General features: G+C 47.6%; 18 protein-coding genes. 11 read left to right on the top strand and 7 right to left on the bottom strand.

The genetic code is table 11. From position 1 onward, the window contains the following. The first annotated feature begins 65 nt into the window (after positions 1-65). Positions 66-3,596, top strand: coding sequence for a chromosome segregation protein SMC (smc, locus tag ACLHR0_RS16775; RefSeq protein ID WP_436488095.1), 3,531 nt, complete (start codon positions 66-68; stop codon positions 3,594-3,596). A 77-nt stretch (positions 3,597-3,673) separates the two neighbouring features. Continuing rightward, on the top strand, positions 3,674-4,069 hold the full coding sequence (locus ACLHR0_RS16770; protein WP_436488093.1) for a DUF4259 domain-containing protein: 396 nt from the start codon (positions 3,674-3,676) through the stop codon (positions 4,067-4,069). A gap of 212 nt (positions 4,070-4,281) precedes the next feature. Here ACLHR0_RS16770 and ACLHR0_RS16765 read toward each other — a convergent pair whose 3' ends face one another. Continuing rightward, positions 4,282-5,547 carry a NupC/NupG family nucleoside CNT transporter gene (locus ACLHR0_RS16765; protein ID WP_436488091.1) on the bottom strand — a complete coding sequence of 422 codons (1,266 nt, stop codon included), beginning with the start codon at positions 5,545-5,547 and terminating at the stop codon, positions 4,282-4,284. A 154-nt stretch (positions 5,548-5,701) separates the two neighbouring features. On the opposite strand from ACLHR0_RS16765, the gene ACLHR0_RS16760 reads away from it, so the two are divergent. Together ACLHR0_RS16760 and ACLHR0_RS16755 are read left to right on the top strand one after the other, a co-directional pair. Further along, positions 5,702-7,996: a DUF7133 domain-containing protein gene (locus tag ACLHR0_RS16760; RefSeq protein ID WP_436488089.1), complete on the top strand. Its 2,295-nt coding sequence runs from the start codon at positions 5,702-5,704 to the stop codon at positions 7,994-7,996. A 330-nt stretch (positions 7,997-8,326) separates the two neighbouring features. Next, entirely contained in the window at positions 8,327-8,701 is a 375-nt protein-coding gene (locus ACLHR0_RS16755) for a GreA/GreB family elongation factor (RefSeq protein ID WP_429049473.1), read from the top strand. Between the two features lie 54 nt (positions 8,702-8,755). On the opposite strand, the gene ACLHR0_RS16750 is transcribed toward ACLHR0_RS16755, so the two are convergent. The 5 genes from ACLHR0_RS16750 to dnaE form a co-directional block, all read right to left on the bottom strand. After that, entirely contained in the window at positions 8,756-9,286 is a 531-nt protein-coding gene (locus ACLHR0_RS16750) for a DUF192 domain-containing protein (protein WP_429049471.1), read from the bottom strand. A 12-nt stretch (positions 9,287-9,298) separates the two neighbouring features. Continuing rightward, on the bottom strand, positions 9,299-10,480 hold the full coding sequence (gene mqnE / locus ACLHR0_RS16745) for an aminofutalosine synthase MqnE (protein ID WP_429063719.1): 1,182 nt from the start codon (positions 10,478-10,480) through the stop codon (positions 9,299-9,301). Further along, positions 10,477-12,618 carry a M43 family zinc metalloprotease gene (locus ACLHR0_RS16740; protein WP_436488086.1) on the bottom strand — a complete coding sequence of 714 codons (2,142 nt, stop codon included), beginning with the start codon at positions 12,616-12,618 and terminating at the stop codon, positions 10,477-10,479. Before ACLHR0_RS16740 ends, mqnE begins: the two co-directional genes overlap by 4 nt. Before the next feature lie 729 nt (positions 12,619-13,347). Further along, positions 13,348-13,665, bottom strand: a complete 318-nt coding sequence (gene trxA / locus ACLHR0_RS16735; protein WP_079472839.1) for a thioredoxin — start codon at positions 13,663-13,665, stop codon at positions 13,348-13,350. A gap of 109 nt (positions 13,666-13,774) precedes the next feature. Continuing rightward, positions 13,775-17,422 carry a DNA polymerase III subunit alpha gene (dnaE, locus tag ACLHR0_RS16730; RefSeq protein ID WP_429049462.1) on the bottom strand — a complete coding sequence of 1,216 codons (3,648 nt, stop codon included), beginning with the start codon at positions 17,420-17,422 and terminating at the stop codon, positions 13,775-13,777. Positions 17,423-17,793: 371 nt separating this feature from the next. Between dnaE and ACLHR0_RS16725 the strand changes: the two genes are divergently transcribed. From ACLHR0_RS16725 to ACLHR0_RS16695, 7 genes are all read left to right on the top strand, one after another. Then, entirely contained in the window at positions 17,794-18,468 is a 675-nt protein-coding gene (locus tag ACLHR0_RS16725) for a C40 family peptidase (protein ID WP_436488083.1), read from the top strand. 89 nt (positions 18,469-18,557) lie between these two features. Further along, positions 18,558-19,496: a hypothetical protein gene (locus tag ACLHR0_RS16720; protein WP_436488081.1), complete on the top strand. Its 939-nt coding sequence runs from the start codon at positions 18,558-18,560 to the stop codon at positions 19,494-19,496. After that, on the top strand, positions 19,489-20,199 hold the full coding sequence (locus tag ACLHR0_RS16715; protein WP_429049457.1) for a methyltransferase domain-containing protein: 711 nt from the start codon (positions 19,489-19,491) through the stop codon (positions 20,197-20,199). Before ACLHR0_RS16720 ends, ACLHR0_RS16715 begins: the two co-directional genes overlap by 8 nt. Beyond that, positions 20,183-20,989, top strand: a complete 807-nt coding sequence (locus ACLHR0_RS16710) for an FkbM family methyltransferase (RefSeq protein WP_429049454.1) — start codon at positions 20,183-20,185, stop codon at positions 20,987-20,989. The genes ACLHR0_RS16715 and ACLHR0_RS16710 overlap by 17 nt, the downstream gene beginning before the upstream one ends. A 9-nt stretch (positions 20,990-20,998) precedes the next feature. Then, positions 20,999-21,997 carry a polysaccharide deacetylase family protein gene (locus ACLHR0_RS16705; RefSeq protein ID WP_436488079.1) on the top strand — a complete coding sequence of 333 codons (999 nt, stop codon included), beginning with the start codon at positions 20,999-21,001 and terminating at the stop codon, positions 21,995-21,997. A 3-nt stretch (positions 21,998-22,000) separates the two neighbouring features. Further along, a complete protein-coding gene (locus tag ACLHR0_RS16700; RefSeq protein WP_436488077.1) occupies positions 22,001-23,242 on the top strand; it encodes a glycosyltransferase in 1,242 nt (413 codons plus the stop codon). Positions 23,243-23,250: 8 nt separating this feature from the next. After that, the gene (locus ACLHR0_RS16695) at positions 23,251-24,006 is read left to right on the top strand and encodes a glycosyltransferase family 2 protein (RefSeq protein ID WP_429063727.1); all 756 of its coding nucleotides are present in this window, start codon (positions 23,251-23,253) and stop codon (positions 24,004-24,006) included. A gap of 80 nt (positions 24,007-24,086) precedes the next feature. Here the strand turns inward: ACLHR0_RS16695 and ACLHR0_RS16690 are convergent, their stop codons facing one another. After that, on the bottom strand, positions 24,087-26,585 hold the full coding sequence (locus ACLHR0_RS16690; RefSeq protein ID WP_436488075.1) for a YfhO family protein: 2,499 nt from the start codon (positions 26,583-26,585) through the stop codon (positions 24,087-24,089). Positions 26,586-26,760: the final 175 nt, after the last annotated feature.

Below are 26,760 nucleotides of genomic sequence, written 5' to 3'. Positions count from 1 at the left end.
TTAAATTACTTTTTGATTCGGGTAAAATTATATCTTTGACGCCTTAAAAAACCTCGGAGTACGACGTGCGCTTAAAAACACTAGAAATTAAAGGCTTTAAAAGTTTTGCAGATAAAACCGTTTTGCAGTTTGATGAGGGCATCACTGGGGTAATTGGGCCAAACGGTTGCGGCAAAAGTAATATTATCGACTCCATCCGCTGGGTAATCGGCGAGCACAAAATCAGTAACCTCCGGTCTGATAACCAGGCAGGACTTGTGTTCAATGGTTCTAAAAGCCGCTCTGCAAGCGGTATGGCGGAGGTTAGTCTCACTTTTGAAAACACCAAGAACGTACTACCCACCGAGTTCACCACGGTGACGATTACACGCAAATTTTATAAGAACGGCGACAGTGAATACCGCCTCAACGATGTGGCCTGCCGCCTCAAAGATATCCATAACCTGTTCATGGACACGGGCGTAAGTACCGATTCCTATGCCATCATCGAACTGGGAATGGTAGACGATATCATCAAAGACAAGGAAAACAGCCGTCGCCGTATGCTGGAACAGGCGGCAGGCATCTCCATATATAAAACCCGCAAAAAAGAAGCTAAATCCAAACTAGACGCCACTGAAGGAGACCTGAACCGTATTGAGGACCTGTTGTTTGAAATCAATAACAACCTTAAAACACTGGAAAGCCAGGCCCGTAAGGCGGAACGCTTCTACGAAGTAAAAAAGGAATACCGCGAAATCAGCATAGAACTTGCCAAAGCCGCCCTGGAAGGCTTTAACGTAACCTTCAAGGAACTGTCGGATACCCAGCAAAATGAAAGCGACCGCAAACTGGCGCTGGAAACCGAGATCCTCACCGCAGAAGCGGCCGTGGAGCAGGATAAACTGCATTTTGTGGCAAAAGAAAGAGAACTGCAAACCATGCAGAAATCTTTTAATGAGCTGGTATCCACCATCCGCACCAAAGAAAACGATAAGAACCTCGCCACGCAGCAACTTACTTATCTGCGCGAGCGGGAAAAAAATATCAGCGACTTCCTCAGCAATGCAGAAGGACAACTGCAGGGACTTACTTCTTCTATCGAATTCACCGAAAAACAGGTAGAAGAAGAAGGGGAAGTGTTTGAAACCATGGCCGACGAACTGGACACCCTCCGCGATATGGTGGAGGAAAAGAAAGAACGCTTCCATCAGAAGAAACAGGCCCTTGAAACCTTGCGCAACGACCAGCAACGCTGGCAGCGTCAGCAATTTGAAGCCGAAAAGAAAGTAGCCGTTGCCGATACTTCCGTAATGAACCTGCAACGCAGCATGCAGCAGCTCCAGGAAGAAAAGACCAGCCGCCTGCAGCAGATCGCCCAGCTGGAAACAGAAAAGGAAGCCCTGCAGCAAACACTGACCGGCGGCAAAACGGAACTGGAAAACATGGTCCGTTTCCAGGAAGAAACCAAAAGTAAAATACTCGCCACCCAGTCCGATATCGAAGGATTGCGTGATAAACTGGTAGACGAAAACCGTACCCTCGATTCCAAAAAGAACGAGTTCGACCTGCTCAAGTCGTTGGTCGACAGCCTCGAAGGCTACCCGGAGAGTATCAAATTTCTCAAAAAGAATCCCGACTGGAACAATAACGCCCCCATCCTGAGTGATATATTTTTCTGTAAAGAGGAATACCGCACCTGCGTGGAAAACCTGCTGGAACCTTACCTGAGCTACTATGTAGTGAACAACGTACATGAAGCCGTACAGGCCATCCAGTTGCTCGATAACAACAAAAAAGGAAAAGCCAATTTCTTCATCCTCGATCAGTTCCGGACTGATTACAGCCCGCTGCTGGCGCCGGCAGGCACCATTCCTGCGCTGGAAGTAGTGGAAATTGAAGAGAAGTACCGGGGACTGGGACAGCATCTCCTTGGAAAAGTATTTATCGGGGAAGACCTCACCCGCCTGGAATTCAGCCAGGTGGCGGACGAAAGGATGCTGCTGGTGGAAAAATCCGGCCGCATGCATCGTGGTAAATACAACATTAGCGGAGGTTCTGTAGGATTATTTGAAGGTAAAAAGCTGGGAAGGGCCAAAAACCTGGAAAAGCTGGAAATAGAGATCAAAGATCTCGAAGGAATAGTGGGCCGCCTGAAAGTGGCGCTGCAAAGCAAACACGACGAAGTATTAGGCTACAACAGCCAGCTGAATGAAAATAATATCAATGCTGCGCGGGAAAGGGTAAACCAGCTGAGCAATCAGCTGTTTGGCTTACAGAACAGGATTGAAAACTTCCACCACCTCATTGAAGCCGGCGATAAACGCCTCGAAGAAATGCAGCAATCCCTGGAAACCAACCAGGAAAGCATTTCCGGTGTGAAAGACGAACTGGAAAGCCTGAACGAAAGGGTCACCGAGCTGCAGGACAGCATCGCGGATGCCGACAGGATGGCCCAGGAAGCGGAACAGCAGTTTAATATGGCTACGGTGCAGTTTAATAACCAAAACCTGCAGCATACCCGTCAGCAAAGTAAAGTACAGGCCCTTAAACAGGAACTGGAATTTAAGCGTAAACAGCTGGCAGACCTGCACATACAGATCACCAGTAACAAATCGCAGTTGGAAGACGCCGTGGCCAACATCGCGGCTGCCGTGGATAAACTGAGCCACGCAGACGACGGACTCGTGGAATTATTCCGCCAGCGCGAAGAAGAAGAAAAGGCACTCAACGAAAAAGACCAGGAATACTATAACTTCCGTAACCACCTCCAGGAACTGGAAACCACGCTGAGAACAAAACAGCGCGCCAAACAGGAACTGGAGCAGCAGCTGAATACCATTAAGGACAAGGTAAATGAACTGCGGCTGCAACTGGCCTCCATGAAGGAAAGGCTCAGCGTGGAGTTTAAAGTGAACCTCGATGAAATTATAGATGAGCAACGCAACTCAGAACTGTCGGTGGATGAGCTGACGGGCAGTGCAGAGCGACTGAAAAAGCGCATGGAGAACATGGGGGAAATCAACCCCACGGCCATTGAAGCTTACCAGGAAATGAAGAAGCGCTACGAGTTTATCCTGGAGCAGAAAACGGACCTGGTAAATGCGAAAGATTCCCTGCTGGCCACTATCCAGGAGGTAGAGTCCACCGCTAACCAGAAATTCCTGGATACCTTTAACCAGGTGAAGGAAAACTTTATCCGGGTATTTAAAGCCCTGTTTACGGAAGAAGACCAGTGCGATATGATCCTGAGTGATCCTGAAAACCTGGCGGACACTGGTATTGAAATTATCGCGAAGCCAAAAGGCAAGCGGCCGGCGGCGATTACACAGCTGTCCGGTGGAGAGAAAACACTGACAGCCACCGCATTGCTGTTCGCCATTTACCTGATTAAGCCGGCGCCGTTCTGTATCCTGGATGAGGTAGATGCGCCATTGGATGATGCCAATGTGGGTAAGTTTACCAACATGATCCGCAAGTTTTCCGATAATTCACAATTTATTATTGTAACACATAACAAGCAAACGATGGCGGCTGTAGACGTGATCTACGGCGTAACGATGCAGGAACCGGGAGTGAGCAAACTCGTTCCGGTTGATTTCAGGAGTTTGAACTAGCCGGTTGGTTTGGTTGTTGTAAAGAGAGTTCATTACTTTTATTCTTTATTCTAAAAAAATAAAAAAACGTAAACACTATGGGCGCATGGGGCACCAGAAATTTTGAAAATGATGGATCACAGGATTGGATTTTTGACCTGATTGATAATAAAGACGGTGGTTTGGTGTCTGACACGTTAGCGCGTGTCATCAACAACATCGAAACACTGGAAGTTTCGGATTGCGAAGAGGCGTTGGCCGCTGCAGAACTGGTGGCAGCATTGGTAGCACGCCCAAGCGAAGATTTCCCGGAAGATCCTTTGGATCAGCTGGATGTGCTGAACCTTATTGGTACGCGCGCACTCAGAAACCAGGCAATCGCCGCTGTAAATAAAATTGTGGCAGCCTCCGAAATGAAGAATTACTGGGAAGATGCGGGTCAGGGTGAAGCCTGGGCGGCTGTACAGGCGGGACTCATTAAACGCTTGGAATAACGCGCGCGGAGTTTGTCTTACTCAGGATTACGCTGATTATACTGATTAACTGGATTTTTACTTTTGGATTTTTTTGATTTTCTTAAGATATAATTAAGGGAGATAAAAGCGGATATATTCGCTTTTATCTCCCTTAATCCTTTATAATCCAAAAAGTAAAAATCCAGTTAATCAGTATAATCAGCGTAATCCTGAGTAAGACAAACTCCGCGTTAGATCAATATTCCCGCAATAGAGGCCGACATATAAGATGCCAGCGTTCCACACAACAGGGCTTTCAGCCCCAATTTAGCCAGATCAGCCCTTCTGTCGGGGGCCAGCTCACCGATACCACCGATCTGCATGCCTACGCTGCTGAAATTGGCAAAACCCGCAATAGCAATTGTAACGATGGCAATCCCTTTGGAGGTTAATACCGGTACTGTTTTATCAGTGAGACTTTTAAAAGCCACAAATTCATTAATGGTGAGTTTTTGTCCGAGCAGGGTAGCTACGCCTTGTACATCTCCCTGTGGCACGCCCATTGCCCAGGCCATCGGCATAAACACTTTTCCGAAGATCCAGTCGAGGCTGAGATCAAAATTAGGATTGAAGATATGACCGATATGAATAAGGCCCCAGTCGATCAGTGCAATGAAAGCGATAAACCCGATCAGCATGGCGATCACGTTCATGGCTATTTTAAAACCATCGCCGGCGCCGTGTGAAATCGCGTCGATTACGTTGGTATAATTGCTTTTTACTTCCATTTTAACGCGACCCATTGTTACGCTTTCCTCTGTTTCGGGGAAAACGATTTTCGAAATCACCAGTGCCCCCGGAGCGGCCATGAGGCTGGCGGTGATCAGGAAAGGTGCAATATGCAAACCAGCCTGCAATCCCATATTCACATACACCACGAGGATGCCGCCGGCAATACAAGCCAGGCTTCCACTCATGGAGGCGAGGATTTCGCTTTTGGTCATGCTTGATAAATAAGGACGGATCATCACCTGTGCTTCTACCTGTCCTACGAAGGCGCTGGCCACATTGCTCAATGCTTCCGCACCACTCACGCGCATTACATAATTCATGGCGCGGGCAATTACCGCAACCACGCGCTGCATAATGCCATAATGATATAAAACCGCTACCAGCACACACACCAGGATGATGGTGGCCGTTACGTTAAAAGCAAATACAAAACCTCCGGCGGCATAGTCCTTCAGGCCGGTGCCATCGGGCTGCGATACACCAATACCTCCATATACAAAGGCAGCGCCTTTACGGGCAAATCCTTCCAGCTTTCCCATTGCATCTCCTACCCGCTGGAAGAACCAGGTAATAGGGGGCACCTTAAATACCAGAAAGCCGATTAACACCTGTAAGCCAATACCGCTGAACACCAGCCTGTAATTGATCTTACTTCTGTTGTTAGAAAATAGAAAGGCGATACCCAGAATAAGTACGATGCCTATGATGCCCTGAAAGCGTTCCATAAATGCAAATAAATCGTAAAATGTATGCAATGAAGCGACGAAGATAAGTTTTTTTGCCGTCGCTCACATAGTAAACTGTTATCTCATATAATTTTTCAGAAAAAATATATTTAGAAATGTATTTTTATCGCTTTCGTAACCCGAATAGTAAAAAATGCAGCGTATTCATTATCGTTTAATCACCACGTTATCTCTGGCTTTATTTGCCTGTGGACAAGGAAATCAGCAGAACAACGGGAACAAGCACGAAAAAGATTCTATTGCCATGCGGGAGCAGTTTGCTGCTTCACCCGTACTGGATGGCAAAACAGCCATCAAACACATGCAATTTGATGAAGGATTGGAAGTACAACTGGTGGCCGCCGAACCAATGGTAGTGGCGCCCGTAGCCATGACTTTTGATGAGCGCGGGCGCATGTGGGTAGTGGAGATGACCGGCTTTATGCCTGATACTGCCGGTACCGGGGAAGATAAACCCGACGGTAAAATTGTGATCCTGGAAGATACCAACCGCGATGGCGTAATGGATAAACGCACCGTGTTCCTTGATTCACTGGTGCTGCCAAGGGCTATCTGCCTGATAGAAAACGGCGTGCTGGTAGCTACGCCGCCGCAATTGTGGTTTATAGAAAACAATGGCGACAAACCCGGCAAAAGAACCCTGGTAGATGATCAATACGCTGCCGGCGGAAACGTGGAGCATCAGCCCAACGGGTTGCTGCGCGCAATGGACAACTGGATCTATAATGCAAAATCGGATAGGCGTTACCGTAAGGCGGGAGATAAGTGGCTGAAGGAGCCCACGCATTTCCGCGGACAATGGGGCATTACGCAGGATAATTACGGCCGTCTTTATTATAACAATAATTCGGAAAACCTGCTGGGCGATTATTTTCCTCCAGGATTAGGCGGCACTAACCAGCAACAGAACAATGCCGCCGGTTTTGATCAAAAAATTGTACCCGATAACCGCACATACCCCGCGCATCCAACGCCGGGTGTAAACCGTGGTTACCAGAAAGGCTCGCTGGACGACAGCCTCCGCCTGGTGAAATTCACCGCCGCCTGCGGCCCGGTGATTTACCGCGGCACCTTGCTGCCATCTACCTATGCCGGTAATGCGTTTGTAGCCGAGCCTTCTGCCAACCTGATTAAAAGGAATATTTTATCAGACAGCAGCTATGTCGTGAAAGGTGTACAAGCATACCAGCGGAAAGAATTCCTGGCCAGCACCGACGAGCGTTTCAGGCCGGTGGACCTGCGTACCGGTCCGGATGGCGCTTTGTATATCGCCGATATGTACCGGGGCATCCTGCAACATAAAACCTACCTGACAGATTACCTGAAGAACGAGATAAAGATGCGTAACCTTACGCTGCCGCTGAACTGCGGCCGTATTTACCGCATCATTCCTGCCGGCAGTAAACCACAGCCGGTTACATTTGAACTTACGCCCGCTTTCCTCGGGAAAATGCTGGGTAACGATAATGGTGTTTTGAGAGATAAAGCGCAACAGCTCATCATTGATCAGCACCTAACCGCGATGGCGCCGGAACTGAGAACCATGCTGAAAGACGCGGCACACCCGCTGACACAGATCCACGCCCTCTGGACGCTGGAAGGCTTGCACAGTCTCACCGGAGATGATATCAGCGGCATCTGGCAACAGGCAGATCCTGCACTAAAAATGCAGGCGCTCGCGGCATTGCCATCTGTATTAAACAGCAGTAACATCAAAGCAACAGTAACAGCGCTGGACTCCTTGTCGGATAATTCATACCTGGCGCCGGCAGTGGCTTATATATTGCCTGCGGTAGGGAAACTGGATAAAGCAGCTGCCACCCGCCTGGAAGATAAAATGATAAAAGCGTATGCCCCTAACCGTTATGTGGCGGCAGCGCTGGTAAATAATGCGGCCAACCGGGAAGCAGCCTTGCTGAAAGAGGTCATTGCCTGGAACCCTGATACCACGCTGATATTGCGCCGTCAGCTGGAAACAGTGCTGAAAAACATGGACAGCAAAGCCAATGTGAAAAAGATGGAAGCGTTACGGAAAGAACTACCGAGAGGATATAAGATCTTCAATACCGTATGCCAAACCTGTCATGGTAAAAACGGGGAGGGCATTACGGCGATGGCGCCGCCGCTCAATGAAAGCAACTGGGTAAACGGTAACAAAAAAGCATTTATATCTATCGTATTATACGGTCTTACCGGTCCGGTGGAAGTACACGGGAAAGTGTACAAAGCCCCGGAAATAAATGGCGATATGCCGGGTATCGGCGCCAGTGATGAATTCAGTGATGCAGATATTGCACAACTGCTCACTTTCCTGCGCAGTGCCTGGAATAATAAAGCCGATAAAGTTTCCGCTGCAGATATCCAGCAGGTGCGTAAGCTGAATAATGGCCGCCAGAAGCCCTTCACAGCAGGAGAGTTAGCGAATTGACCGCTTGTTGTAAATAAAAGCCTTATCTTTGCCGGATACAATTATTCATTAATTGAATCCGGCAATTTACATATTACACTTACTCAATACACCACGTGCATCCAAACGCACGTGCGGGTTCCTGTTGCCGTTCCTATCCTGCCCAAAAGACTTCAACAATTAAGCCCGGGCAACTTTTAGTACATAAAGTGTTGTACCCGGGGGGATAACTACCTGCGTAGTGCTATTCCGCTAATATTTTCTAAAACAATCTTATCAAATCAGTTTTATCATTCATCGGATGACACGATGGGCAGTCATCTGTAAACACTGACATAAAACCCGGTTATCATGAAAAAGAAACAGATTATCGTGTCCCTGCATGATTACGAAATCCTTAAAACCCTGTGCTATCACGCACCGGGCACCGACAAGCTGAGAGAAGAGCTCGACAGGGCCACTGTCAGGAAAGGTAAGGTACCCGCTGATGTGGTACAGGTAAATTCCACCCTCAGATTCAGGGATGAGCGCAGTGGGGCTATCAGGAATGTACAGCTGGTATTGCCGGCTGCCAGCAATTTACAGCTGGGCAAATTATCGATCCTTTCTCCCATAGGCACTGCCTTGCTGGGATATAGTACCGGTGATGTGATAGATTGGGAAGTGCCTGCGGGAAAAACGCAGCTGCATATCCTAGATGTTACAAAGCCTGAAGGGAGTGTATAAAAAGAGGTTATTATATAAGCGAAGAAAGCCCTGGCGTTTGCCAGGGCTTTCTTTTTATTGGTAAGTTATTTTATCGCCGTATTTAATGTGATACTTGTCGCAGAATCCACCGTTTACCTCCAGGACGTATTTTGCTTTTTTGAAAGATGGAAGACTTTCTTCCGACAGGGGCGTTGCGTATTTCTGAATGGACACAATTTCCAGCTTATCATCTATGTAGATAATATCCAGGGAGATGTAGGTGTTTTTCATCCAGAATGCGCGTTCTTCCATGTCAGGGAAAATGAAAAGCATGCCCTGATCGTCTGTCATGGATTTGCGGAACATCAGTCCGTCGGCGCGCTGTTCGTCTGTTTGCGCCAGCTGGATATCTATTTTTCGCAGGGTATCTGCGCCTGATTTGGAAACGAAAGCCAGGGCGCCTTGTTTTTTAAACGCGATGCCATTGGATGTTTCACCGGCAGTTTCCGTGGTGGCCGCCGTATTGGTATCGGTGGCTGCGGAATTGTTGGTGCTACTGTTGTTCTGGTGACAGCCAGCGATATATAAACTGGCTATCAGTATACATTTCAGGTGTAATTGCATAAAACAGCGATACTATTTGGTCAGCAGTTCTTCATCTGAAAAAACCACATCAGTGTAATCTCTTATTTCGTTGTACACGGTATCCCGTTCAACTGGTCTTCTGCCGGCCTGTTTGATGAGCATGGTGAGCTGGGCGGTGTTCATGGAAGGGTTTTGTTCTTCCGAACCGGCCATAGAATAGATTTTCGTGGTATCATCTATGGTGCCGTCCAGGTCATTTACGCCGAAAGACAGGGTCAGCTGTGCGGTGTTTCTTCCCAGCATAGGCCAATAGGCTTTCAGGTGGGGAAAGTTATCCATATACAAACGTGCGATAGCGTACAATCTCAGGTCTTCCACGATAGAAGATTCCGGGATATGCGACATATCGTTGCCTTTATTACGGAACTTCAGGGGGATGAAGGTGTTAAAGCCACCGGTTTCGTCCTGCAGTGTACGTAAGCGTTCCATGTGGTCGATGCGGTCCGCAAAAGATTCAACGTGGCCGTACAGCATGGTGGCGTTGGTGTGCATGCCGCGGTTGTGGGCTGCTTTGTGAATGGCAAGCCATCCGTCGGCATCTACTTTATCGTGGCATATTTTAGCGCGTACTTCCGGTGCGAATATTTCGGCGCCGCCGCCAGGCATGGATTGCAGGCCGGCTTCATTGAGGATGCGCATCCCTTCTTCTATGCTCACTTTAGCTTTGCGGAACATGTAATCCAGTTCCACAGCGGTAAATCCTTTGATATGCAGATCCGGACGGTGTGCCCTGATTTTCTGGATCAGCTCCACGAAGAAGTTGAGCTGCATTTTAGGATGTACGCCACCAACAATATGTACTTCTGTAACGGGTTGGTTATCGTATTTTTTAACGATGTCCATCATCTGGTCGATACTCAGTTCCCATCCGTCTTCCCTGTTTTTATACAGGCGGGAATAGGAGCAAAAGTGGCAGGTGAATACGCAAACGTTGGTAGGTTCGATATGGAAGTTGCGGTTGAAGTAGGTCTTGTCACCGTGCATCCGCTCCCTTACCAGGTTGGCTAACGCACCTAAAAAGCCGATATCGCCTTTTTCAAATAAGATCAGCCCTTCTGCGGGTGTAATTCTTTCCTGTTGGAGGATCTTTTCTGCAATGCCCTTCAATGCTGCGTCCAGGTTAGGTTGCTGAAGGAGCGTTTGAACAGCCGGATAATCTTGTCTCATCGTCATCTTACTTTCATTAATTTGATGGTGTTGGCCCTGTTCCTGTAAATTAATTTTACAAAATAAACACCATTTGGCTCATTTACCAAATTAAAGGTCATCCGGTTGCCGGCGCCGATATCTGCTGCCGGACGGCTCATAATGAACTGTCCCTGTATATTGTAAATAGATACCTGCACCAGGTCTTCCGGTATTTCCAGGAATGTTACCCAAACGATGCCATCTGTAGGGTTAGGATTCACCAATACCCCTTTTTCCCGGAGGATTGGATTCACTGATTTGGTAACAATATTAATATTATCAATATAAATGTTATTCTCTGAGTTTGAGATGTTTCTGAAGGCTACCTGGAACTTTCCTTTATGGCTTGCAGCGGTCAGGTTTACAGAATCCCGGCGCCATTCGGTGGTGGTTGGGATGAATTCTGTTTGAACCGGTGTTGGGCGTGTAATAAGATTGGGGCCCCATTTGGAATAAAGGATTTGGCCGGTTTGGCGGCAATCGTTGGTCACGATTACCTGGAGGGTATCCCAGGCATTGGAGGTGGTAGCAGGGTCGGTAAATACGGCTGCGGCTACGTCGAAAAAGAGGAATACGGAATCTGCGCCCTGCGGATCAATAACCGGCGTGATGAGGTCATCTGTCTGGTCGTTGGTATTATATCCCAGGTTGCGCATGAGCGCGGAAGCGCTGCTGTTTTTGCCCACATTACGAACGCGTTCCCAGGTGAAGCTGCGGTCAGGATTATAGAGATCCCAGCCTGGTGGCGGGAAGCTGTCGTTTTCAAAGCCCTGTTCAAAGGGGAGGGCTGCTTCCGCGTCGTACCGGAAGCGGATATCAGCTGTATCGTTGGTAACATTTCCATCCGGCTGGCCGTTGGGTGATTGCGTATATGCTTTCAGGTTATAACTGCCGATAGCTACATTGGAAGAAGGAAGTGTAACGCTGGTTTGCTGCAAACTGGCCAAACTGCCCGTCCACTGGTAAGAAGTAAGGGCGCCGCTGTTTACCTGGTACCAGATTCTCACAGCAGTGAGGGTGTTGGCGCCGCGGTTACGCAGGGTTACTACGGGTGTAATATTGTTGGTGCATATTTTGCCATCCGGCGCGTTGACACTCACCAGGGAGGCATCGTTGTTTACCATGGAAGGTGGTACGCATCCGTTGGAGGTCATCAGGCTGGCGGTGATATTTTCCAGTACAAAGCGCATGCGGTCTACCTGCCCGGCGGTAAAGAGATGCATGCAGGCATCATCGGTATAGTCCATGTAGTTCATGAACATCACGCCCGGTGAGGTGGCGGTGCAGTTGTCGAGCCGGGGAAAGGACGGGCATCCGTAGGTATTATCGCCCTGGAGCGGTGTGTCGGTGATACCGTCATCAATGGTACATCCCCCGTTATCATCTCCCCAAACATGCTTTAAACCGAAGTAATGCCCTATTTCATGCGTGGCGGTTCTGCCGAGGTTGTAGGTACTACCTACGCTGCCGGTAGTACCAAAAGCGGTGTATTGCACCACCACGCCTTCCTGTTCAACAGGGTAGCCGGTACCCGGAGGGGCGGCCACGCCGAGGTAATTACCGGAAAGGCGGGTGACCCAGATATTAAGATATTTGCTGTGATCCCAGGCATCGGAGCCGCCGGTGCTGTTGTACTTGGCGTCTGCCGCCGCGTTGCTGATAGAAAAGCTTTGGCCGGGAGCTGTTTGCACTCTTACAACGCCGTTGGTGGGTTCATCGTCGGGCGTTCTTTGAGCGAGACAAAAATTAATGCGGCTGTTGCCGATGAGCGCCTGCCATACGGCGGGTACCTGGCTTACATCAGGGTTAGCGGCATTATAATCCCGGTTCAGGGCATCTATCTGGGAGGCGATCTGCGCATCTGTAACCAGCGCTGGGTTATCCAGCACGATGTGGATCACTACGGGAACGGATACCGCCTGCGGAATGGCTTCCACCATCGCACGCAGCTGTTGCCGTTGCTGGCCCAGCATCATTTTATCTTCGTTATTCTGTATAATCTTTTGAAGGGAAGGGATTTCTTTTACCCGCTGTTGCAGTGCTTCGGCAGTGCCGCATTTGCGTTGAGCATTGGCGGTGACGCAATAAAAAAAGGCACCCAGGGCGAGGAAGTAGTGACGCAAAAAAGTAGATTTTGGCTTTGAAGATACGCGAAAAATGTTTTGCGGATCGCCTTCGGCGATGTTAAATTGTCTTGGAGCAGGATTACACTGATTATACTGATTATCTGGATTTTATTTTGGGGATTTTATAAGGATTTGGGGAGATGTAAGCGGAGGTTGTCTTTCTGCCTGATTACGCTGATTATACTGATTACCTGGATTTTACTTTAGGGATTTTATAAAGGATTTGGGGAGACGTAAGCGGAGGCTGTGCGCTGATTTTACTTTTTTCTTTTGGAGATGGATATTTAAAAAGATGGGTGAAGATGGGATAGCCTATGCTTTACATCCGCTTTGCATATGCTTTGTATATGCCTTATACATGCTTTTGATCTGCTTTTGATGTGGAGGTGACGTGGACTTGATCGGTAATGTATTGTGTATCAATTGGCTATAGGGGGTTTGACGACATTCGTTAGACAAGTTTCAACAAAGAAAGAAACTGGATATCAATACTTTAGGTACAATATAAAGATAAACATAATCAGGCAAAAAGACAACCTCCGCTTACATCTCCCAAAATCCTTTAAAAAATCTCAAAAGTAAAATCCAACATAATCAAATCAGCGTAATCAGTATAATCAGCGTAATCAGGCAGAAAGACAATTTAACATCGCCGAAGGCGATCCACTCGCAAAAAAAGCGCTCCGGAACAAACCGGAGCGCTTTCAAAAGTCAGTTTTTATAAAATTACATATTGGCCTGTATTTTTTTATCCAGTACGGATTTAGGCACAGCGCCTACCTGTTTGTCTACCACCTGGCCGCCTTTTACGAAAAGGATAGCAGGGATGCTGGTGATACCGTAGTTTACAGATAACTGTGGGTTCTGATCCACGTTAACCTTTCCAATATTTACTTTACCAGCGTAATCTTTAGACAATTCTTCGATTACCGGACCGATAGCGCGACAAGGGCCACACCATTCTGCCCAGAAGTCAATAACAGTTAATTTATCGGAATTCAGAACTTCCGTTTCAAAGTTCGCATCAGTGATTTCTAAAGCCATATTCTTTGATTTTAAAATGTTTTTATTTTAACGATTGTTTTGATTTTTATGATTTGTTATATTACGATCAAATCTTGATCCGAGTGCAAATTACTGCATTTTTGACATCCTACTTATTGATTATCTCTATATACACATCAATATCCGGCTGTTTGTGCAGGAAACCCGCCAACTCGTCATTCATCTCGATATTCCGGTTGAAAGTATGCAGTTTTGCCTGGGTGTGATCGTCCCGGTCGGTCAGATGTACATGCAGCACACTGTTGCCCGGAAAGCGGTTTACGTTGTCTACCAGGAAGTCTACCGTTTCCTTTTTGATGAACTTAGGCATCGTGTTCAGGTACACCTGTTTAGTGTGTGTTTTCTTCACTTCCTGTAAGAGCTGGATGCTGCCTACTTTGAATTCATATTCATTGTCATTGAACCGTTTGGATTTGAAGCCGCCATTGATGAACAGGCAAAGGCCTGGTTTCAGGTAAGGGGCAAAGCGGATGAAATCTTCGCTCCACAGGGCAAATTCAAACTTTCCGGTGTAATCTTCGATGGTCATCACGCCAAACTGCCGGTTGTTGCGGGAAATCCTTTCCTGGGCATTGGTAATATATACTGCCAGGCGGAAATTGCGTTCCCTGGAGCGGCCGCCGTTGCCACCCGGTTGGGCTATTTCGGTTTGATACTCCACCAGTTCCTGAACAGTATTCATGTGGTAATACTTCATTTCAAAGCGGTAATCATCCAGTGGATGGCCGGAAATGTAGATACCGGTGATATCCCGTTCGTTGTTGAGCTTCATGATCAGCGGCCAGGCGTCGCAGGCCGGGATCTTTGGTGGCTCTACATCCGGGAGGTCATCGGCGCCGAAGAGGCTGCCCATGTTGGAAGAGCCCGCTGTTACCTGCTGTCCGAATTTCACGATTTTATCAAGGCCGGTGAGTTGTTCGCCTTCCGGTTTGTGGAAATATTGCGCACGGTGCAGTTCGGGGAAGCTGTCGAAAGCGCCCGACATCACCAGGGCTTCCAGGGATTTTTTATTGACGGCGCGTTGGTTAACGCGTTTGATAAAGTCGAATATATTTTTGAAAGGACCGTCCTTTTTACGTTCTTCCAGCAGGTTTTCGATGGCGGCTTCACCTACACCTTTCAGGCCACCAAGACCGAAGCGTACCTGGCCCTGTTTATTTACAGCGAAACCCTTGAAAGATTCATTCACATCCGGCGGCAATACGTCGATGCCCATGCGTTTGGACTCTTCCATGAAGAAGGTGATCTTTTCAATATTGCTGGCGCAGTTCAGTACGGCAGCCATGTATTCAGAAGGGTAGTGGGCTTTCAGGTAGGCTGTTTGATAGGCCACAAAAGCATAGCAGGTGGAGTGCGATTTGTTGAACGCATACGAGGCAAATGCTTCCCAGTCGGTCCATACTTTTTCGCAGACTTTTGGATCGTGGCCATTTTTGGCGCAACCTTCCATAAACTGCGCTTTCATTTTGTTCAGTACCGCGATCTGCTTTTTACCCATCGCTTTACGCAGTACGTCCGCATCACCTTTAGAGAAGCCTGCCAGTTTCTGGCTCAGCAACATCACCTGTTCCTGGTATACCGTGATACCGTAGGTATCGTTGAGGTATTCCTCCATTTCGGCGATGTCGTATTGCACCGGCTCCAGGCCGTGTTTACGGCGGATAAAGGAGGGGATGTACTCCAGTGGGCCCGGCCGGTACAGGGCGTTCATGGCGATGAGGTCATCGAACCTATCGGGTTTCAGTTCACGCAGGTATTTCTGCATACCGGGCGACTCGAACTGGAACGTAGCGTTGGTTTCACCTTTCTGGTAGAGGTCATATGTTTTGGCGTCGTCCAGCGGGATATTATCTATTTCGATGGAGATGCCATGGTTCTGGCGGATCAGTTCCAGCGCACCTTTGATGATGGTAAGGGTTTTCAGCCCCAGGAAGTCCATCTTGATTACGCCGGCAGATTCAATAATGCTTCCTTCGAACTGGGTTACCAGCAGGTCGGAGTCTTTTGCGGTAGATACGGGGATCAGGTCGTACAGGTCCTGCGGGGCGATGATGATACCTGCCGCATGGATACCGGTGTTGCGTACGGAGCCTTCCAGTACGCAGGCTTCGCGGAGCACTTCTGCCTGGAGGTCGGTGCCTTTGATGAGTTCGCGCAGCTTTTTCACATTCTCAATATCTTCACCGGCGAGGCCTTCCTTATCGGCGAGGCTCTTTTCTCCTTCGAGGGGGGCGTTGAAGATACGATCCAGCTGGATGCCGGGTTTATCCGGAACCATTTTAGCGAGGATATTGGATTCCACCAGGGGGAGGTCCATTACGCGGGCCACGTCCTTGATACTCATTTTGGCGGCCATGGTACCGTAGGTAATGATCTGCGCTACCTGGTTACGGCCATATTTCTGTACTACGTAGTCAATAACTTTCTGACGGCCTTCATCATCGAAGTCCGTATCAATATCGGGCATGCTCTTACGTTCCGGGTTAAGGAAACGCTCAAACAGGAGGTTGTACTTGATGGGATCTATATTGGTGATACCGATACAGTAGGCAACTGCTGATCCGGCGGCGGATCCGCGGCCCGGGCCGATAAATACGCCCAGTTCACGACCGGCCTTGATGAAGTCGGCCACAATGAGGAAGTAACCGGCAAAACCCATGTTTTCGATTACCTGCAGTTCAAAGTTGATACGTTCTTCAATATCGGCGGTCATTTCCATATACCGGGTACGGGCGCCTTCGAAGGTGATATGGCGCAGGTACTGGTCCTGGGTAATAAATTCTTTCGGAATAGGGAAGTTGGGCAGCAGGATATCTCTTTTAAGATCCAGCAGCTGTACTTTATCTACAATTTCGTTGGTATTATCAATAGCCTGCGGAAGATCATGAAACAGTTTGCTCATTTCTTCCGTTGTTTTGAAATAGAACTGGTCGTTATAAAAAGCAAAACGCCTGTTCTTTCCGCCGCCACCGCTATCATCGTCTGAAAAGTCTTTATTGGTGGGGGTGCTTTTCTTTTCACCGGTATTGATACAAAGGAGGATATCGTGTGCGTTGGCATCGGCCTGGTCCACATAGTGGGAGTCGTTGGAAGCGATCACCTTTACATTATACTTCTCAGCAAAGCGGAGCAGTACTACGTTTACCTGTTCCTGTTCCGGGATGCCATGGCGTTGCAATTCCACGTAGAAATCTTCTCCGAAAATATCCAGCCACCAACGGAATTCTTTTTCTCCTTCTTCTTCGCCTTTGCGCAGGATGATCCTGGGTACAGAGGCGCCGAGGCAGCAGGTGGTGGCGATAAGCCCTTTGTGATATTGTAATACGAGTTCTTTATCGATACGGGGATACTTACCATACAGGCCTTCCATATAGCCCAGGGAACAAAGTTTGATAAGGTTGCGGTAACCTTCATCATCTTTAGCCAGTAACACCTGGTGATAACGCACATCTTTTTCTTCCCTTGTAAAAGCTCTCTTGTGGCGGTTTTCCACTACATAGAATTCGCAGCCTACAATAGGTTTTACTTTCAGTCTTTTATCTTTCGGATCACCCGGGTTTAATTTATTGTTGTATGCTTCTGCCACAAACTGAAATGCGCCAAACATATTACCATGATCTGTAATCGCCAGTGCGGGCTGATTGGAAGCCATCGCTTTTTTATACAGCGATTTGATGTCGGCTGCCCCATCCAGTAAAGAGTATTGGGTATGAACGTGTAAGTGGGAAAAATTCATCTGCTAATCTGTTTCGTCAAGCGACAAAAGTAATGTAATTAGGGGAAAGGATCGCCTTCGGCGATAAAAATTGTCTTACTGCCGGATTACGCTGATTAACCGTGATTACGCTGATTTGATTATGTTTTTGATTTTATGAGGATTTTATGAGGATTTGGGAAGATATAAGAAGATATAGGTGGATATATTCGCTTACAGAATTGTTATCCTTAAAAATCCAACGTGATCAAATCCCCTTAATCAATATAATCAGCGTAATCCGGCAGTAAGACAATTTCCGTCGCCGAAGGCGACAAACGATCCCTCTCGCGAAAATCGACATTCGTAAATCGCTATATATTTGTATTTTAGCGAAAATTTAGCCAGCGCTTATGATCAGAGTAAAGGGACATCTACTTGTGAAGTTATCGATATGTGCATTATCGCTCAGTTCCTGCGCTTCATTAAAGAAAGGAAATGCTAATAAAAAAACTGCTACCACACCTGCTGCTGCCAACAACAACCGTATTCAATTTATAGATGGTATTGCTACCAGCCGTACCACCCGCAATAATACTTCTCACTATAACAGCAAAGATGTAAGCATCAGCAAAAACATCACCAGGGGCAGTGCCAACCTGGAAAATGCGCAGAGCTGGCAATTTAAATATGCACAGTTACTGGATGTTCCGGTAGAAGAGGTACTGAACCAGAAGCTGTATGGTTTTATTGACGAATGGTACGGTACACCCTACCGGTTGGGTGGGAAAACGAGAGACGGCATCGATTGTTCGGGATTTGTAAATACCCTGATGAACACCGTGTTTCAGCTGGGGCTTTCCGGAAACTCCACCGACCTGTTTTCACAGGTGAAACGATTAAAACCGCATGACCTGCATGAAGGCGACCTGGTATTTTTCAGGATCCATCATAAACGTATTTCTCATGTAGGTATTTACCTGGAGAATGATAAATTTGTTCATGCATCTACCAGTGCCGGCGTCATGATCAGCGATCTGAAAGAGCCGTACTGGAAGCGTTATTTTGCCGGCGGAGGAAGACTATAGCCACTTCTACACATTTGTTTTATTGTTATTTTTATACGATTTTTACTTTTTTAACCTAACAGCTGCGCTGCGCAGTACTTTTTTGTATTATGGAATTTGCTCCCATCGTATTATTTGTATACAACCGGCCAGAGCTGACGCTGAGCACTTTGCAACACCTGAGTGAAAACAGGGAAGCAGGGGAGAGTACGTTGTATGTATATTGCGACGGTGCAAAAGAGAATGCCACACCGGAACAGGTAGCGTTGGTTAAAAAGGCCCGTGAAGTGGTGCATAGCAGGCAATGGTGCAAGGAAGTAGTGGTGCTGGAGGCTGAGAAGAATAAAGGGTTGGCCACTTCAGTGATAGATGGTGTAACGGAGGTGATCCGTAAACATGGTAAAGTAATCGTTTTGGAAGATGACCTCGCGGTGTCCCCTTATTTTCTGCAGTATATGAACGATGGTCTCCGGAAGTATGAGCACGAAGAAAGGATGATTGCGATTCATGGCTATCTGTACCCGATAGAAATGCCGGGAGATTATAAGCCGGCTACCTTTATGATACATGATCCCGGTTGTTTGGGATGGGGGACGTGGTCGAGGGCATGGAATAAGTTTGAAAGAGATACAGAAAAGGTAATTGCGCAAATAAAGGAACGAGGGCTGAAGAAAGAGTTTGATTTTTGGGGAGGGTATCCGTTTTTCAGGATGTTGCACCAGCAGAAGAATGGAAAGGTGAGTTCCTGGGCTATCCGCTGGAGGGCCACCGCATATCTGAATGATATGTTAACCCTTTATCCGGTGAAATCACTGGTGAGGCACGATGGCAATGTAGCCAGTGCCACACACCATTTTATGGAATACGATTACACCTATACAGAAATCTACCAGGAAAGGATTCCTGTGGAAGATATTCCTGTAAGCAATTACCTGTTGATAGAAAAAAAATTCGGTACTTTCTTAAGGCGTAATGCCGGAATGACCTTTGAAGCAAAGGTTAAGCAGCGGATAGCTAAATTCTGGAAAAAAATTACTGGAAATGGTTAAGCTGGTCAGGAAGATAATAAAGCGTTTAAAAAGGAATACCGTTTCGCCGTTGTCGTGGACTAATTTAAGAAGTCTGCAACCGCTTTCCACCACTTTTGGTTTTGACCGTGGAACGCCGGTAGACCGCTATTACATTGAGCAGTTCCTGAAAGTGAACAGGACGCATATTTCCGGAAGTGTACTTGAAATAGCAGAAAGCAAATACTCCAGGCAATTTGGACAGGAGGTAAGTAAATATGAAGTGCTGCATATGAAGCAGGAACCACAGGTAACTATTGTGGGGGATTTAACCTCCCCGGCTACCTTGCCTGAAAATTGTATTGACTGCTTTATTTGCACACAAACTTTCAATTTTATATATGACTTTAAGTCGGCCATTGCCGGCGCCTATTATTTGCTGAAGCCGGGAGGAGTGTTACTGGCAACACTGGCAGGGATTACCCAATTGTCTGCCACTGATATGAAACAATGGGGAGATTACTGGCGATTTACTACCCAATCGGCCGCTAAGGCGTTTGGTGAAGTTTTTGGAGAGGAGAACATAGAAGTATCGTCATCTGGAAATGTACTTGCCTGCACTGCCATATTGCAGGGAATTGTGACAGAGGAGTTAACAGCCGCAGAATTGGATTTTAACGATCCGGTATACCCGGTAATTATCACCATTAAAGCAAAAAAAAGACTACATGGGATTGATCAGTGAAAATCTGCAGAAGATTAAACAGGTTATCAGTAATAAGTATTACCGGGAGTTTTTACGCTTACACCGCAAACATTATCAACAGCGGATAAAGGAGCAGGCGCCTGCTGATTTTCTGGACTACCATGTAAACATTGTAGACGGACCTTCTTTTGTATTTCAGTATAAGGAGATATTTTTTTCCGGCGTATACCAGTTTGAGAGCAGTAATAAAGCCCCTGTGATCTTTGACTGTGGCGCTAATGTGGGTTTAAGCTGTATCTATTTTAAATCGCTTTTCCCCGGAGCCCGGATTACGGCTTTTGAAGCGGATCCATTCATAGCGGGTGTTCTTGGTGATAATCTCCGGAAAAACAATTTTGCTGACGTTACCGTAGTGCCCCGGGCCGTATGGACGGATGAAGCAGGTATTACTTTCTACAGCGATAATGCCGATGGCGGCAGTGTATTCGGAAATGGGAGCGGAACCAAAGTAGTAGTACCAACGGTGCGCCTCAAAAGCTTACTGGAACAGGCAGGAAGCGTTGACTTTCTTAAAATGGATATCGAAGGTGCGGAAGTAGCTGTGATCAAAGACTGCGACACCGCTTTGTCTGTGGTAAAGAACATCTTTATAGAATATCATTCCTTTAGCAAAGCGCCGCAGGGATTGGGAGAAATACTCGAAACCCTTCAACGGAATGGTTTCAGGTACTTCATTGAATCGGCGACAGAAAGAGCGGCTCCGTTTGTGAATAAAGCGGTGAACGATACTATGGACATGCAGTTGAATGTATACGCCTATAAAATGTAGCATTATCTGATGGGAAACCTGAGCCAAAAAATATTTTCTGTTGCGCATTATGTAGCCAACAAAGTGCAGCAACCGGCGGTTATTTTACTGTACCACCGGGTTACCACCCTGCAACAGGACCCACAGGACCTTTCTGTTACGCCGGAACACTTCAACTCACACCTTGCGCATCTGGCCACTGACTATAATCTACTGGATGCTGAACGATTTCTTTATCATGTAAAAAATAAAAAAGCTTTCCCCGAACGCTCCGTATTTGTGACGTTCGACGATGGCTATGCAGACAATTACCTGGAGGCATTGCCTTTGCTGACAAAGCACCAGGCGCCTGCCCTTTTTTATATTACCACCTCTAAGATCAATACCGCCTTCGAATTGTGGTGGGATGACCTGGAGAGAGTATTGCTTACCCCCGGCAACCTGCCCCCTGTTCTACAGATTACCATCAATGGACAGCCGGCGCGGTATATTACAGATACGCTTGCGGCTATACGTGAAACATATTATGCGCTGCAACAGGTGCTGCGCTTTTGTAAACCGGCGGAAATTGAATCCGCCATGCAGCAGCTGTATGACTGGTCTGGTAAAACCGCTACCGGCCGCGCTTCGCACCGGTTAATGACCTGGGAAGAATTAAAAGCAATGGGCCAGGCGGCCTATGCTACTATTGGCTGTCATACCCACCGCCATCCGGCTGTGGGCATGCTGGGCTACGAAGAACAATATACCGAGATAGGGATGTCCAAAGAAATCCTGGAAGGGGTACTGGGCGCCCCGCAGGTACATTTTTCCTATCCCTTTGGCGGCAGGAAATTCCTCGGTACCAAACGCTATTACAATGCAGACAGCATCAAAGCCTGCAAGGCGCTGGGTTTACAAATGGTATGCGCCAACTACCACGGACAGGTGCACAGCTGGAGCAATCCGTATGCGCTACCCCGCATCCTGGTACGCAACTGGCCGCCGGATGTGTTCCGCAAACAAATGCAACAGTTCTTTAAATACTAGCCGGTGAAAGTACTTTTTATCAATAAATATGAGAACAGCGGTGGTGCTGCTATAGCAGCGCAAAGGATTGCAGCCGGGATGGCGGAGTATTATCATACCGCCAATGATTTCCTGGTAGGCACCCACACGGCTTCTCCCCGCGCCACGGCTACCCGTCCGGGTGCCGTGCGGAATGTTATTGAAAGAGGACTCAATGTATTAAGTAACCGGGCCGGACTGCAATATCTGTATTTTCCTTTTTCTACTTCCGCCATCATGCGGCATACCCAGGCTTATCGGCCCGATGTGATCAGCCTGCATAATATTCACGGTGGATATTTTGATGCTACCTTATTACCACGCTTATCTGCTATCGCGCCTATTGTATGGACGCTGCATGATATGTGGGCCATCACAGGCAACGCAGCGCATACCTTTGGCGATACTTCCTGGAAAAGCGGGAGGGCCGGCAAGGAAGAGCACAAACGTGCGCCTGCCATGGGATTGCCTACCGGAAATTACCTGATAAAAAGAAAACAGCGGCTCTATGCCAGCAGCGACCTGCACATTGTTTCGCCTTCACGGTGGTTGTATGACATGACCGCTGAAAGTCCGCTTACAAAGAACAAACCGCTGTATCATATTCCCAATCCTATTGACACAGATTATTTCCGCCCGCAGGATAAAACTGCTTCCCGCCAGGCACTTGGTCTTCCGGCAGATGCGCAGGTGATCACTTTTGTATCCGAGCGGTTGTTTAACAGCGAGTTTAAAGGCGGTGCAGAATTGCTGCATATTTTACACCTGCTGGATGCACAGCTCGACCGGAAAGTATACCTGCTCATGATAGGCAGGGACCAGTTGCCCGGAACATTTAAGCACCTGGAATGCGTATATACCGGCTATGTGAAGGAAACGGAGAAAATGATGCAATGCTACAGCGCCAGCGATATTTTTTTCTATCCCACCAAGGCAGATAACCTGCCCAATGTGCTGATAGAAGCCGGTAGTTGTGAAACGGCCTGTATTACCTTTGATGTAGGCGGATGCCGGGAAATAGTGCGGGATGGCGTAACCGGATATGTGGTAGCACCTGGTAACCAGCAGGAGTTTGCTGCAAAAACGCTGCATTTGCTGAACCACCCGGATATTTGCCGGCAGTTTGGTAAAGCGGCCAGAACATTTACAGAACAGTATTTTGGAATGAAAGTAGTAGCCGGGCAGTACTATCACCTGTTTCAATCCGTGGTTAGGAACCCGCAATAATCAGATACATGAACAAAGCCTCTTCACCGGTATTAAGCATCATTACGGTTTGTTTTAATGCCGGAAAATTTATTGAGAATACCATTCAGAGTGTGCTGGCGCAAACATACCCGCATATTGAATACATCATCGTGGACGGTGCTTCACGCGATAATACGATGAGCGTGATTGAAAAATACCGCTCCCGTATTGCTACCGTGATCTCTGAAAAAGACAATGGTTTGTATGATGCGATGAATAAAGGCATGCAACTTGCTACAGGGGGCTACCTGTTGTTCCTTAATGCCGATGATGTACTGGCGGCGCCAGATGTGGTGGAGAAAATGTTCGCTGCCTGTGAAGATGCGGATGTGTATTACGGAGAGGCCATGTTTATGGATGAGAACGGGCAGGATATAGGGCTGAGATCTGAGCAGACACCACACCGCGTACCGGAACAGCTCACCTGGAAGAGCCTGAAACATGGCATGGTAGTATCGCACCAGGCCTATGTGATCCGCCGCAGTTTGAGCCCGTTATACGATTTGCAATACCGGGTTTGCGCGGATATCGACTGGATGATCCGCACGTTGAAGGCATCGCGTAAAGTATGTAATACGCACCTGGTAGTGGCCAGGTTCAGGGTGGGGGGCACTTCCAAGCAGCACCAGCAGCGGGCCTGGAAGGAACGTTACCGGATATTGAGCAAATACTACGGGCATCTGCCTAATTTTGCGCATCACTTGTTTATTGGATTGCGGTATATTTTTTCGAAGAGATACTAAAGGAAACCGGGATAAAAAAAGAGGTGCCGCTATTACAGCGGCACCTCTTTTTTTATCCCGGTTATTTGTGATCCGGTACATTATTTTTTTACTTTGGCGTCCTTTGTTTGCTGAAAAAACTCCCAGCCAAACAGCAGTACTACCAGCAGTAAGAGGATCGAAGAAGAAATACCTGCGATCCTGAGGCCGGTGAAGTAAGTTTTTGGCTCAAATTTCATTTCTATTTTATGCTCTCCGGCGGGTATTTTCAGTCCGCGTAGTGCGTAGTTGGTACGGATAATATCGGTGGGTTTACCATCGATAAATGCGTTCCATCCGGCGGGGTAGTATATTTCGGAGAACACGCCGAAACCTTCCTGGCTGTTACGGGAGGTATATTCCAGTTTATTCAGGCCGTATTTGGTGAGTTTGATGGCAGCGGTGCTATCAGCGCCTGGCCTGAAGCTGCCCAATTGCTTTTCAAACCGTTTATCGATCACTGCGGAGTCGCGGGTGTTCAGCGCGTCCAGCGTTTTCATTTCTGTATTGGCATCGGGCGCCCATACGATATCACGTACAAACCATGCGTTGCCATAGGCGTCGGGGTTGCGTTGTGCTACCGGCTGACCTGTTTTCTGATCCGGAACGATAAAGTATTTTGTGTTGAGCATGTTCAGCACATGCATATTGTTTTTGGCAATCTGGTGGGAGATGAGATCCTGGTAAACCCACAATTTCGCGGGGCTGTAGCCACCGATGTTTTTGTGGAAGTAAGAAGGAGACGCATCATCAAACGGAGAAGTAGTAAGATTGAACACGCGGTAGTATGGGTCCGGGTCCTGTTTGATCTGAAGGTCGGCAGCGGATGGCTGCAGGTCCTGCATATAGCTCATATCATCCACGAAACTGTCGCTGCCGAGGTAGTTTTTATCTACCTGCCACAGGTCGATGGTAACGGCTGCGGTGATGATGATCGCTGATACCTGCCACTTCATTTTATTCAGCAGGAAAGCCCAGATAGCACCTGCAGCCACGAGGATGAAGAACACGGAGCGGAACGCATCTGTAAGCAACAGGCTGGCGCGGTCTTTCTCCAACGCGCGGATGAGCAGTTTACCGTTTTCCTCGCCACCCATCATTTGGGCGAAATATTGCAGCATGCCTTCATCGCTGGCAGATTTGAAGCCTACGAAGAAATAGCTGATGAGAATAAAGCCAAGGATACATGCGCCGGTGATCAGCGCCGACTCTTTCAGTTTTTTCAATAATTCTTTGGTGGTATGCTTGCCATTGGCAATTTCCTGCAAGCCCCAGCAGGCCAGCACCACAAAGGTGAGTGACGGCAATACCAGCGCCTGCGCAGGTGCGCGGAATTTATTATACAGCGGAAGGTAGTAAAACAGCGGATCATTGATGAACGCCATGTTTTTACCCCATGCCAGTATGAAGCCGATAACCGTTATAGCAATCAGCCACCATTTATGCCAGCTCTTCACTAACAGTAACGATAATACGAAAAGGAAGCAGATGATAGCGCCTACGTATACGGGTCCGGAAGTGCCTTTCGACTGGGCGCCGTAATAGAGTGGTAATTTCTGCTGGCTCAGGAACTGTTCTACCTGTGGTTCTGCGGCGCCAAGGCTAATCATTTGCTGGCCAAAGTTGGAGCTTACTTTCAGCTTCTGGCCGGAGGAGTTACCCACGTATCCGGGTATCAGGAGCGTTCCTGATTCTGCTTTACCATAGCTCCAGTCGTATGCGTAATCGATATCCAGGCCGGTAGACTTCTTCTGGTTTACATCATCTTTATCCAGCGTAAGTTCCGATTTGCTGCCACGCATGGTGTAGTCGGTGTATTCACGCAGGATCATGAGACTGTCCATAGAAGTAAGCACCGCCAATATACCAGCCACGGCCAGTAAGGCCGAAGCTTTGAAGAACTGGAGCAGTTGTTTCTCCCGGAAAAAATGTATAAATGCACACACGGCCAGGCAAAACACCATGATCAGTGTGTAGTAAATGATTTGCAGGTGGTTATTATAAACCAGCATGGCTGTGGCCAGGGCGGTTAACGCAGCGCCGGTGAGCAGGCGGCCACGGTAGGTGAGGACAATGCCTGCGAGTACCGCGGGCATCAGGGCAATGTCGTACATCTTGGTAACGTGACCTACATCAATGAGGATCACATTATAGGAGCAGAAAGCAAATGCAATGGCGCCCATTACCCTGATCCAGTATTTGAAGTCCAATATACAGAGGAGCAGGTACATGGATATCATGGCCAGAAACAGCATATTAACGGGATCCGGCGTATTCAGCGTCACAACTCTGTTCATGTACGCTATTTTATTGGCGCCGGGACCTGTAAATATCACATAGGAGGGCATACCGGAGAACATACTGTTGGTCCATAACGGACGTTCGCCGGTTGCTTCATAATAGTCCTTTGCCTCTTTCGCCATTCCTTTTACATTCTTCATGTCGCTCTGATTCACCACCTTGCCTTCAAGGACAGGAGCGCAATACACAAATGCCAGCAGGAGGAAGATCCCTATTGCTGCAACATGTGGAAGAATGGCTTTTAGCCAGTTTTGCTTCATCGGATATTTTGGATTTAGTTTTAAAGAAACAAAAATAACTGTAATTTATCCGAAATTTCAATATGCGCTGGATCCGGTTCCTCTTAAAATTTGCATTTATATGCAATCTGTGCTTCATAACCAGTGAAATCCTGCGCATCACGGCTTATGATCATTCTTTTGATAACGTAGTGAA

This window comes from Chitinophaga sp. ARDCPP14, from assembly GCF_051362515.1.
Classification (GTDB): domain Bacteria; phylum Bacteroidota; class Bacteroidia; order Chitinophagales; family Chitinophagaceae; genus Chitinophaga.
The sequence above is the reverse complement of the archived record's forward strand: the minus strand, read 5'-3'. Positions and strand labels throughout refer to the sequence as shown.